Source organism: Stenotrophomonas sp. 3diitr2024, assembly GCF_042136455.1.
Taxonomy (GTDB): Bacteria; Pseudomonadota; Gammaproteobacteria; order Xanthomonadales; family Xanthomonadaceae; genus Stenotrophomonas; species Stenotrophomonas sepilia.
This window is the reverse complement of the sequence record NZ_JBHHMJ010000344.1, coordinates 1-10,495: the sequence shown is the minus strand read 5'-3', so window position 1 is coordinate 10,495 and position 10,495 is coordinate 1. Positions and strand designations below refer to the sequence as shown.

10 protein-coding genes are annotated in these 10,495 nt (G+C 69.2%); 8 read left to right on the top strand and 2 right to left on the bottom strand.

All coding sequences use genetic code 11. The features are described from left to right. Positions 1 to 139: 139 nt before the first annotated feature. From ABGA94_RS08730 to ABGA94_RS08695, 8 genes are all read left to right on the top strand, one after another. The gene (locus ABGA94_RS08730) at positions 140 to 961 is read left to right on the top strand and encodes a nucleotidyltransferase domain-containing protein (protein ID WP_139727958.1); all 822 of its coding nucleotides are present in this window, start codon (positions 140 to 142) and stop codon (positions 959 to 961) included. A gap of 164 nt (positions 962 to 1,125) precedes the next feature. Beyond that, positions 1,126 to 1,656 carry a gamma carbonic anhydrase family protein gene (locus tag ABGA94_RS08725; RefSeq protein ID WP_005420152.1) on the top strand — a complete coding sequence of 177 codons (531 nt, stop codon included), beginning with the start codon at positions 1,126 to 1,128 and terminating at the stop codon, positions 1,654 to 1,656. Between the two features lie 123 nt (positions 1,657 to 1,779). After that, positions 1,780 to 2,469, top strand: a complete 690-nt coding sequence (locus ABGA94_RS08720) for an RDD family protein (RefSeq protein ID WP_005420157.1) — start codon at positions 1,780 to 1,782, stop codon at positions 2,467 to 2,469. Beyond that, positions 2,466 to 3,458 carry a stage II sporulation protein M gene (locus ABGA94_RS08715; RefSeq protein WP_005420158.1) on the top strand — a complete coding sequence of 331 codons (993 nt, stop codon included), beginning with the start codon at positions 2,466 to 2,468 and terminating at the stop codon, positions 3,456 to 3,458. Before ABGA94_RS08720 ends, ABGA94_RS08715 begins: the two co-directional genes overlap by 4 nt. Beyond that, positions 3,448 to 5,064 carry a DUF4129 domain-containing protein gene (locus tag ABGA94_RS08710; protein WP_164263653.1) on the top strand — a complete coding sequence of 539 codons (1,617 nt, stop codon included), beginning with the start codon at positions 3,448 to 3,450 and terminating at the stop codon, positions 5,062 to 5,064. Before ABGA94_RS08715 ends, ABGA94_RS08710 begins: the two co-directional genes overlap by 11 nt. After that, positions 5,061 to 6,245: a DUF4350 domain-containing protein gene (locus tag ABGA94_RS08705; protein ID WP_005420168.1), complete on the top strand. Its 1,185-nt coding sequence runs from the start codon at positions 5,061 to 5,063 to the stop codon at positions 6,243 to 6,245. The genes ABGA94_RS08710 and ABGA94_RS08705 overlap by 4 nt, the downstream gene beginning before the upstream one ends. Then, entirely contained in the window at positions 6,242 to 7,228 is a 987-nt protein-coding gene (locus ABGA94_RS08700) for a MoxR family ATPase (RefSeq protein WP_005411535.1), read from the top strand. The genes ABGA94_RS08705 and ABGA94_RS08700 overlap by 4 nt, the downstream gene beginning before the upstream one ends. Next, positions 7,225 to 8,523 (top strand): DUF58 domain-containing protein, encoded by a 1,299-nt coding sequence (locus ABGA94_RS08695; protein ID WP_005420169.1) that lies wholly within the window; start codon positions 7,225 to 7,227, stop codon positions 8,521 to 8,523. Before ABGA94_RS08700 ends, ABGA94_RS08695 begins: the two co-directional genes overlap by 4 nt. Before the next feature lie 85 nt (positions 8,524 to 8,608). Here the strand turns inward: ABGA94_RS08695 and ABGA94_RS08690 are convergent, their stop codons facing one another. Further along, positions 8,609 to 9,256 (bottom strand): hypothetical protein, encoded by a 648-nt coding sequence (locus ABGA94_RS08690; protein WP_375367030.1) that lies wholly within the window; start codon positions 9,254 to 9,256, stop codon positions 8,609 to 8,611. Continuing rightward, positions 9,256 to 10,416, bottom strand: coding sequence for a glutathionylspermidine synthase family protein (locus tag ABGA94_RS08685; protein ID WP_375367028.1), 1,161 nt, complete (start codon positions 10,414 to 10,416; stop codon positions 9,256 to 9,258). The genes ABGA94_RS08690 and ABGA94_RS08685 overlap by 1 nt, the downstream gene beginning before the upstream one ends. Between the last annotated feature and the right edge of the window lie 79 nt (positions 10,417 to 10,495).

Here is a 10,495-nt window from a genome sequence, read left to right as displayed (position 1 = left end):
GCGGGGCTTGGCCCGGCGCTACCCCGTCATGCCTCGTCGACGAACGTCACCCTCTGGTAGCGCCGGGCCATGCCCGGCGAGCGCAGCGATGCAGACCTGCGCTACAGTCGAGAACGCTCGACATTAAGAACACAACTGCATGGACGACATCCACCCGATCGCGCCGGACAAGCGCGCCGCCATTCTTTCCAGCCTCACCGACATCGAACAGCGCCACAATGTGCGTGTGCTGCTGGCCTGCGAATCCGGCAGCCGTGGCTGGGGCTTCTCTTCGCCGGACAGCGACTACGATGCACGCTTCATCTACGTGCATCGCCAGCCGTGGTATCTCAGCGTCAACGAGAGCACCGGCCCGGGCGATGCGCAGCGCGATGTGATCGAGCTGCCGATCGACGATGAGCTCGATGTCAGCGGCTGGGACCTGCGCAAGGCACTGCGGCTGGTCTCAAAATCCAATCCGACACTGATCGAATGGCTGCGTTCGCCGATCGTGTACCGGCAGGATGACGCTGCGGTGGCACTGCTGTGGGAAGCGGCCCAACGCTTCTACTCACCCTTGGGCAGCTGGTGGCACTACATGAGCATGGCCAGGACCACACACAGCCGCCACCTGGGTGAGCCCACCATCAGCACCAAGAAGTACCTGTATGTGCTGCGCGCCCTGCTTGCCTGCCAGTGGATCGAGAGCGAGCCCACGCCGCCGCCGATGGCCTTCGAGGATCTGCTGGACCGGTTGCTGCCGGACGGCCCGGTGCGCCACGCCATCGACGCATTGCTGGTGGTCAAGCGCGCCAGCGCCGAGGTCAGCGCTCGTCCGCGCATCGCGCTCATCAGCGAGTACATTGACCATGCGATGGCCGTTCGCGCGGCGCAGGCCCCGCAGCTGCCGGCCGGACAGGGCGACAGCGCCTGGCTGGACGTGCTGTTCCGGCGGATGCTGGCCGAGCACGCGCCGTCCTGAGCGGTTGCACCCGTTTCTGGTAGCTGCCGACCTTGGTCGGCACCGAGATCACCATCCACGCATGGCGTGGATCTACTGTGTATCCGCGCGGCCCCAGGGCGGTACCTTCCCCAGCGGACGCACGCGTATCATCGTCGCGAACGCCCTGATTTCCGGAGACACCGATGAACCCGCTGCGCCCCTTCCGCGACAAGATGCCCATCCTCGGCGAGCGCGTGTACATCGACCCGGCCTGCACCGTCATCGGTGACGTGGAGCTGGCCGAGGACGTATCAGTGTGGCCGGGCACGGTCATCCGCGGTGATGTCAATTACGTGCGCATCGGGGCGCGCACCAATGTGCAGGACGGCACGATCATCCACGTCAGCCACCACAGCCCCTACAACAAGGCCGGCTACCCGACCCTGATCGGCGAAGGCGTGACCGTCGGCCACGGCTGCATCATCCATGCCTGCACGATCGGCGACTACAGCCTGATCGGCATGGGCGCCTGCATCCTCGACGGTGCGCGCGTCGAGCGCCATGGCTTCGTCGGCGCCGGTGCGGTGGTCGGCCCGGGCAAGGTGGTTGGCGAAGGCGAGCTGTGGGTGGGCAATCCGGCCCGCCCGGCGCGCACGCTGAGCGACAAGGAGATCGAGTCGCTGCACTACTCGGCCGACCACTACGTGCGGCTGAAGGACGAATACCTGGGCTGAGCAGCCAACGCCGCCATGCGGCTCTGCTAAAGTCTGGGCCCGACCAGGACCTGTCGAGACCCCCATGCCTGTGGCTGCCTGCCGGAGAGGACTCCGGCGCCCACAACGAAGGCCATCGCACTGATGGCCGCACCGATGCTCGATACCTACCGCGAGGTGGTGACGCCGGAGGGTGTGCCGCTGCAGCTGCCGGCAGCCGGCCCGGTGCCACGGGCGATGGCGTGGCTGGTGGATCTGGGCGTGCGCATCGCGGTACTGGTGGTGATGTCGATTCCACTGGCACTGCTGGATTCGTTCGGCTCCGGGCTCGGCCTGGTGCTGATGTTCCTGGTGTACTGGGCCTACCCGATCGTCTGCGAAGCGCTGTGGGGCCGTACCCTCGGCAAGCGCGCGCTGGGCCTGCGCGTGCTTGCGCGCGACGGCGCGCCGGTAGGCTGGATGCCTGCCATCACCCGCAACCTGCTGCGCACCGTGGACATGCTGCCGTTCGGCTATGCACTGGGCCTGATCAGCAGCCTGTTCGATCCCCATGGCCGTCGCCTGGGCGATCTGGTGGCCGGCACCGTGGTGGTGCATGCGCCCGTGCTGTACCTGCCGCCTCCGCCCACCATCGACAGCGTGCTGGCCCCGCCGCAGCCGCTGCGACCGGAAGAGCAGGCCGCGCTGATGGCCTTCGCCGAGCGCGCGCCACGGCTGTCGGCGGCCCGCCAGCAGGAACTGGCCGGCATCGCCGAACCGCTGACCGGCACCCACGGCCAGGTCGGCGTACTGCGCTTGTATGCCATGGCCAACTGGCTGTTGGGGCGGCGATGAAGCAGGAGCAGTTCGTCGCCCGCTACCAGCAGGAATGGCAGGACCTGGAACACTGGCTGCTACTGCGTGCTGGTGCTGCGCGCCGCACGCGGCGCAAGGCCAGCGCGCTGGCAGTGGGCGACGCCGCCTTCCCGCAGCGCTACCGGCGCCTGTGCCAGCAGCTGGCACTGGCCCGCGAGCGCGGCTACAGCCCGCAGCTGGTGCAGCGCCTGCAGCAGTTGATGCAGCAGGGCCACAGCGTGCTGTACCGCACGCCGCCGACGCGCTGGCGCGGTGCACTTGAATTCCTGGTGGCCGACTTCCCGCTGCTGGTGCGCAGCCAGGCGCGCAGCATGTGGGTGGCACTGGCGATGTTCGCGCTGCCGGCGGTGGCCTGCTTCGTGCTGGCGCAGCTCTACCCGGACCTGATCCACATGGTGATGGACAACCGCCAGATCGCCGAGATGGAGCGCATGTACGATCCAGCGGCCGAGCGCCTCGGGCGTGACAGCGGCACGGACTGGATGATGTTCGGCCACTACATCCTGAACAACATCAGCATCGCCCTGCGTACCTTCGCCAGTGGTCTGCTGGCCGGCCTGGGCACGCTGCTGGTGCTGCTGTTCAACGGCGTGATCATCGGTTCGGTGGCCGGCCACCTGCAGCACATCGGCCATGGCGATCCGTTCTGGCGCTTCGTCGCGGGCCATGGTGCGTTCGAGCTGACCGCGATAGTGATCGCCGGCGGTGCCGGCCTGCAGCTGGGCATGAAACTGCTGGCCCCCGGCCGGCGCAGCCGCCTGGATGCGCTGGTCGAAGGCGGCCGCATCGGGGCCCGGCTGTGCCTGGGCGTGGCGTTCATGCTGCTGGTGGCCGCGTTCATCGAAGCGTTCTGGTCGTCGATTGCCGAAGTGCCGGCGTGGGGCAAGTTCAGCGTGGCCGGCGTGCTGTGGGCCGGCGTGCTGCTGTGGCTGTGGCGCGGCGGGCGCGGAGGCGGCAATGCGCATTGACCGCCTGGACGTGGCGCTGCGCGCGCGCAGTGGCTGGGAAGCAATGGAGCTGGGCAGCGCCCTGTCGCGCCGCCACGCGCGTGCGGTATGGGGCAGCTGGCTGCTGGCCAGTGCACCGTTGTTCGTGATCTTCAACGCGCTGGGCTGGTGGCTGGATGCGTTCGGCTGGGCCTGGCTGGCGATGTGGTGGTGCAAGCCACTGTTCGAGCGAGCGCCGCTGTACGTCCTGTCGCGCGGCATCTTCGGTGAGCCGGTGGGCGCGCTGGCAGCGCTGCGCGCGCAGCGCAGCTGGGGCAATGCGGGCTTCTGGGGCTACCTGGGCTGGCGCCGCTTCAGCGTGCTGCGCAGCCTGTGCCTGCCGGTGAACCTGCTGGAAGGCAACGCGCCGGCCCAGCGCGGTGCACGCCGCCGCGCCGTGGCGGCCGGTGCTGCGGGCGCCGCCGTCGTGCTGACCGTGGCCTGCATGGCCTTTGAAGGGGTGCTGGTGTCCGGTGCGATCGGCGCGGTGTTCATGTTCATGCCACTGGAGCTGATGTCCGAATCATGGCGTGCCGCATGGGACATGATCGGCCAGGACACGCCTGCCTGGGCGCAACTGGGCTTCAACCTGGCGTGCTGGCTGGCATCGGTGCTGATCGGACCGTTCTATGTCGGCGCCGGCTTCGGCCTGTACTTGAACCGGCGTACGCAGATGGAAGCGTGGGACGTGGAGATCGCCCTGCGCCGCCTGCGCGAGCGGCTGCTGCCGGCAGCATCGACGCTGGCGCTGCTGCTGTGCCTTGCCCTGCCGCTGGCCTCCGCGCCAGTGCATGCGCAGGACGCGCAGACGGTCGCTGGGCAGGCCGGCGATGCCGAAGAAGACGAGGACAGCGCGGAAGAACCCGCCACTGCGGCCAACGACCCGGCCAATACGCCGGCGATGATCTTCGGTGCGGCGCCGGTGGACACCGCCGGTTTCCGCCAGGCGGTGAACCGCGCCTATGAAGATCCGCTGCAGCGCCCGACCCGCCAGGTCACGCGCTGGAAGCCGATCGAACAGGCCGAGGAAAAAAAGAAGGAAGACAAGGCGCTGCAGAGCGACGGCAGCAGCAAGGGCGAGCGCAGCAACCGCAAGGCCGGCATTGCCTGGCTGGCGCGCCTGGCCGAGTGGGGCCTGTGGGCCCTGCTGGGCGTCCTGCTGCTGGTGCTGCTGCTGACCGCACGGCTGTGGCTGCCGTGGCTGCGCGGCAGTGGCCGGCGCAAGGCCGACGCTGTACCGCAGGTGGTGGAGGAACAGGTGGAGCTGCCGGTCGTGCTGCCGCCGGACGTGGCCACCCAGGCCGGCCTGCTGTGGGACCAGGGCCGGCCGCGTCAGGCGCTGGCCCTGCTGTACCGCGCCAGCGTGCGCACGGTGGGCGAGCGCAGCGGCATCGCGCTTCCGCCCGGTGCCACCGAAGCGCAATGCCTTCGCGCCTCGCGGCGCATGCCCGATGCCACCGACCGTGACCTGTTCGCGCGCATCGTGCGCATGTGGCAGTACGCCGCCTACGGTGGCCGCCTGCCCAGCCGCGCCGATTTCGATGCACTGGCCGACACTCTGCGCCAGCAGTACCGGTGGCTGGCATGAGCCCGCGCCTGTTCTGGTCGCTGCTGCTGGGCGGGCTGGTGCTGCTCGGCGTACCGCTGACGATCCTCTACCTGCGCACGCATGAGCGGGTGACCGAGACCGTGCAGCTGCCGCCGCAGGGCGAAGCTGGCTACAACCCGCTGTACGTGCTTGGGCAGGCCCTGCGTGCCGATGGCATCGACGTGCACTCGCGGCCGCGGCTGGACCTGCAGCAGATGGCGCTGGGTCCGCGCGACACGGTGGTGCTGCTGCAGGACAGCAGCGAACTGCCGGCACCGGCGGCCAGGGCCCTGCTGGCCTGGGTCGATGGTGGTGGCCATCTGCTGGTGCGCACGCCGCCACCCGCAGAGGACGACGCCAGCAGTACGCAGGGACCGCTGCTGGACCAGCTGGGCGTGGACAGCCTGTACCAGCAGAGCGACTGCCAGCCGTTCCACGTCATCGACGATCCCAGCCATGTGGAGTTCTGCGGTGGTCGTCGCTTCACGCTGGGCTTTGCCGCCCGTACACACGCCGAACGGCGTTGGGGCAACGAGCGCAACCTGGTGTTCGCGCGACTGCGCCACGGGCAGGGCAAGGTGAGCGTGCTGGCCGACATGGAGTTCATGCGCGGCGAGGTGGATTCGCCGGCAGCACGCCTGGCGTCGGCTGCGGGCAAGGCCAGCGACGGCCTGCACGATCTCTCGCACCGCGACCTGACCCGCTATCTGCTCGATCCGAACTACGGCAAGGGCACTTTCTGGCTGGTCTACGCCAGCCGCCCGCCGTCGCTGTGGGCGCGCCTGTTCTACCAGGGCTGGCCGGTGTGGGCGCCGCTGCTGCTGGCCCTGCTGGGCTGGCTGTGGGGCCGTTCGCAACGCTTCGGCAGCCGCCTGCCGTCGCCGGTGCTGGAACGCCGCTCGCTGCTGGAACACGTGCGTGCCAGCGGCGAGCTGCTGCTGCGCTTCGGCCAAGGCGCGCGCCTGTATGACGCCGTGCTCGCCCTGTTCCTGCATCGCCTGCGCCTGCGCGCACCGGTGGCCGCCGCACTGGACGGCGCGCCGCGCGAACAGGCCATCGCCGAACTGCTGTCCTGGCCGCAAGGCCGCGTTGCCAGCGCGCTCACGCCCCCTCCGCCGCACGATTCCTCCGCCCTGCGCGAGCGCATCCGCTTGCTGCTCCAGATGAGATCCCTGCTATGACCGAAGTCCCCGAGCTGCCGGCGGCCGCCAACGCCCGCCTGATCGAACGCGTCGATGCCATCCGCGATGCCGTCGGCCACGCCTTCATTGGCCAGGCCGATGTACTGGACCAGATCCTGGTGGCGCTGCTGGCCGGTGGCCACGTGCTGATCGAGGGCGTGCCCGGGCTGGGCAAGACCCTGCTGGTGCGCGCACTGGCACAGGCCCTGGAACTGGATTACGGCCGCGTGCAGTTCACCCCCGACCTGATGCCCAGCGACGTCAGTGGCCATGCGGTGTACGACCCGAAGAGCGAGAGCTTCAAGATCCGCCGTGGCCCGGTGTTCACCAACCTGCTGTTGGCCGACGAGATCAACCGTGCGCCGGCCAAGACCCAGTCGGCACTGCTGGAAGTGATGCAGGAAGGCCAGGTGACCATCGAAGGCAAGGCGTTCACCCTGGCGCCGCCGTTCATGGCGCTGGCCACGCAGAACCCGCTGGAGCAGGAAGGCACCTACCCGCTGCCGGAGGCACAGCTGGACCGCTTCCTGCTGAAGGTGCTGATCGACTACCCGCAGCTGGAGGACGAGAAGCGCATGGTGACCGCGATCACCAGTGGCCGCGCCGCCAGCGATTTCGACCTGAGCCAGGTGCCACGCGTACTCGGTGCCGGCGAACTGCTGGAACTGCAGCGCGCCACCGCGGCGATCACCGTCGATGACGAAGTGATCGACTACGCAGTACGCATCGTCGCGGCGACCCGGCAGTGGCCGGGCATCGCGGTCGGCGCCGGCCCACGCGGCAGCATCGCGCTGGTGCGTGCCTCGCGTGCGCAGGCGGTGCTGGCCGGCCGCGACTTCGTCACGCCGGACGACGTGCGAGACATTGCTCGCCCGGCACTACGCCACCGCATTGCACTGGCCCCGGAGCTGCAGATCGAAGGCCAGGACGCCGACGACGTGCTGGGCGCACTGCTGGCCAAGGTGGAAGCACCGCGCCGATGAGGCCTGCCCCGCTGCTGCTGGCGCTGCTGCTGGCCTGGGCCGCCCTGGGCGGCCTGGTGCTGGGCGGGTTGCTGCCGCGCTGGAGCTGGGCGCTGGCCGCCGTGGCCATCGCGCTGCCTGCACTGTTCGACCTGTGGCGCCAGTCGCAGCGCCCGTCGCCGCAGGTACAGCGCGAACTGCCCGAAGCGCTGGCGCTGGGCGTGCGCCGCGAGGCGGCGCTGCGGCTGCAGGCCGAGCAATCGATGACGGTGCAGGTGTTCGACCTGGTCCCCGGCGGCTGGCCGCTGGAATCGCTGCCACAGCGCGTGCGCCTGCGGGCCAGTAGCGCCTCCACGCTGCACTACCACCTGCAGCCGCTGCAGCGTGGGCACTTCCGCTTCGAAGGCGTGCACCTGCGCATGCGCTCGCCTTGGCGCCTGTGGTGGCAGCAACGCACGCTGCCGCCCGCACTGGACGTGCGGGTCTATCCGAATTTCGTGCCGCTCACGCGCTTTGCGTTGTTCAGTGCCGACCAGGCCTCGCGGCTGGTCGGTGCACACGTGAAGCGCCGCCGTGGTGAAGGCACCGACTTCCACCAGATGCGCGAGTACCGCGTCGGCGACAGCCTGCGCCAGCTGGACTGGAAGGCCACCGCGCGTGCGCGCAAGCTGATCTCGCGCGAGTACCAGGACGAGAAGAACCAGCAGTTGCTGCTGATGCTCGACAGTGGCCGGCGCATGCTGGCCAGCGAAGGCGGTCTCTCGCACTTCGACCATGCCTTGAATGCCTCGCTGGTGGTGGCCTACCTGGCGCTGCGCCAGGGCGATGCCGCCGGCCTGTTCGCTGCCGGTGGCGAACGCCGCTGGGTCGCGCCGCAGCGCGGCATGGGCACGGTCGAGCACCTGCTGCGCGCCAGCTACGACCTGCAGCCACGCGCGGTGGCCACCGATTACCTGGCCGCTGCCACCGAGGTGTCGCTGCGCCAGCGCCGGCGAGCACTGGTGATGCTGGTCAGCAACGTGCGCGACGAGGACATCGAAGACCTGCTGGCGGCGGTGCGCCTGCTGCAACGGCGCCACCTGGTGTGCGTGGCCAGCCTGCGCGAGCGCGAGCTGGACGGCGTACTGGAGGGGGACGTGCAGACGCTGGAGGACGCCACCCAGGCCGGTGCCGCGGCGCTGTACCTGCAGCAGCGCGCGAAGGCGCACGAAGCGCTGCGCAGCGAGAAGGTGATGGTGCTGGACGTCACCGCCGACGCCCTGCCGGGCGCGCTGGTGGAGCGCTACCTGGCGGTGAAGCGCGAAGGGTTGCTTTGAGCCGAGCGCGGGCTCGGCTCTACACGAATCGGGTTGTCTGTAGCGCCGAGCCCATGCTCGGCTGCCGGCCAGCGGCCGGCACTACCTACCCCTGCAGCAAGCGACGCTGCAACCGCTCCACCGCACGCTGCAGCAGCGCCCGGTTGCGGGCCAGCTTCATCCACTGCGGCAGGCGCGAGATCATGGATCGATGATGGCCGCGGCCTTCGCGCAGCGTCGCGCCCGCGTAGTCGTGCAGTGCCTGCAGATGTTCGGCGTTGTAGGCCCACAGCAGGCCCGCGCGGGTCGATTCGACCAGGCGCAGCGGCAGACCGAAATGCGGATCGGCAGGCTCGGCGTCACGCAGTGGGCGCATCGAGACCGCGACCTCGGTGCTGCGACCGCACTGTGCGCATCGGGCGGGGAAGGATGCCGGCGCGGGGATGCCGACGGGAATCGGTCGACACACATGCAGCCACTGATGCCCGCAGAATCCACAGGGCTGGCGGCCCAGAATGCGGACCGCACCGACCCAGTCGCCGCTGTCCAATGCAGCGCTGCAAGCGGTGCAGCGGAAACGCGCGGTCCATCGATAGGGTTCCCAGCGGGCGATCACCCAACCGGGGGCATCGCAGCGGTGGCAACGCACCGCGACGCGGTCCGCGAAGGCCTGCAGGCTGCGCCCGTCATCGAAATGCCGGCCCGGCGCGGGCGTGGCACGTCCATGCCGGCCAGGCCAACGCCGCACCGTCATCAGACGTAGATCCGCGTCGGCGCCTCGTCGACGATCGCGTGCGGCACGAACCGCGCACTGTCGCGGGTGATCGCGCTGTCGTCCTCGCGGATGCCGATGCCGCAGGCGTGGTCACCCACCACCCAGCTGCCGATCAGCGGGTAGCCGCCTTCGAAGCGGGTCAGCGGATGGGCGCGCTGGATGATCGCCGGGCCGTCATAGGGACCGTCGCTGCGCTGGGTGCTGCCATCGGCCAGGTGCATCTCGATGTTGGCACCTTCGCGCGAGAACAGCGGCTTGCGCACCCAGCCCGACGCCAGCGCGCTGCCGTCATCGAAGTGCGCCTCCAGCAGGTTCGGATGGCCTACGTTGCGCTGCCACAGCAACGGCAGGATGCCCTTGTTGCTCAGCACTGCCTTCCATGCCGGTTCCAGCAACTGCACGCCCGAACCGGGCAGCGCGCGGCCGAACTCTTCGGCCATCAGGTCTTCCAGCGGGTACAGCTTGAACAGCGTGCCGATCACCGAATCATCCAGCGCGGTGAAGCGGCCGTCCTCGGACAGGCCGATGTCCTCGATCGCGATGGCCTGGCCATGCAGGCCGGCCTGCGACGCGCAGTCGCGCAGGTACTCGACCGTGCCACGGTCTTCTTCCGAGCTTCCCACCGCGCTGAAGTACAGCGGCGGCGGCAGCTGCGTGGCCAGTTCGCCGAAGCGCTCGACCAGTGCCTCATGGATCGCATTGAACTGGTCGGCATGCTGCGGCAGGCGGCCGGCGTTGCGCTGGTCTTCCAGCCACTGCCACTGGAAGAAGCTGGCCTCGAACAGCGAGGTCGGCGTGTCGTAGTTCAGCTCGTACAGCTTGGCCGGACCGGTGCCGTCGTAGGCCAGGTCCAGGCGGCCGTAAAGGTGCGGCTGGCGCTGGCGCCAGCTGTCGGCGATCCAGTCGCGGTAATGCGACGGAATCGCCAGCTGGTCCATCAACCGCTCGCTGCCGATGACATCACCGACCAGATCCAGCGCCATCTGGTGCAGCTCGGCACTGGGGTCTTCGATGTCCTGTTCGATCTGGCGCAGGGTGAACGCGTAGTACGCGCTTTCATCCCAGTAGGGCTGGCCATCGATGGTATGGAAACGGAAACCCGCTTCCTCCACCCCGGCATGGAAGCGGGTCCTCACCATTGTCGTTCCCCTGCTGATCCTCTCGCTGGCCCTGCATGGCCTGGCCAGTGAATTCGATGAGCACGGCTACCGCGCCATC

Coding starts and splice junctions, on each gene's coding strand:
- ABGA94_RS08730 (WP_139727958.1), top strand. CDS start 140: ATGGACGACATCCACCCGATCGCGCCGGACAAGCGCGCCGCCATTCTT.
- ABGA94_RS08725 (WP_005420152.1), top strand. CDS start 1,126: ATGAACCCGCTGCGCCCCTTCCGCGACAAGATGCCCATCCTCGGCGAG.
- ABGA94_RS08720 (WP_005420157.1), top strand. CDS start 1,780: ATGGCCGCACCGATGCTCGATACCTACCGCGAGGTGGTGACGCCGGAG.
- ABGA94_RS08715 (WP_005420158.1), top strand. CDS start 2,466: ATGAAGCAGGAGCAGTTCGTCGCCCGCTACCAGCAGGAATGGCAGGAC.
- ABGA94_RS08710 (WP_164263653.1), top strand. CDS start 3,448: ATGCGCATTGACCGCCTGGACGTGGCGCTGCGCGCGCGCAGTGGCTGG.
- ABGA94_RS08705 (WP_005420168.1), top strand. CDS start 5,061: ATGAGCCCGCGCCTGTTCTGGTCGCTGCTGCTGGGCGGGCTGGTGCTG.
- ABGA94_RS08700 (WP_005411535.1), top strand. CDS start 6,242: ATGACCGAAGTCCCCGAGCTGCCGGCGGCCGCCAACGCCCGCCTGATC.
- ABGA94_RS08695 (WP_005420169.1), top strand. CDS start 7,225: ATGAGGCCTGCCCCGCTGCTGCTGGCGCTGCTGCTGGCCTGGGCCGCC.
- ABGA94_RS08690 (WP_375367030.1), bottom strand. CDS start 9,256: ATGACGGTGCGGCGTTGGCCTGGCCGGCATGGACGTGCCACGCCCGCG.
- ABGA94_RS08685 (WP_375367028.1), bottom strand. CDS start 10,416: ATGGTGAGGACCCGCTTCCATGCCGGGGTGGAGGAAGCGGGTTTCCGT.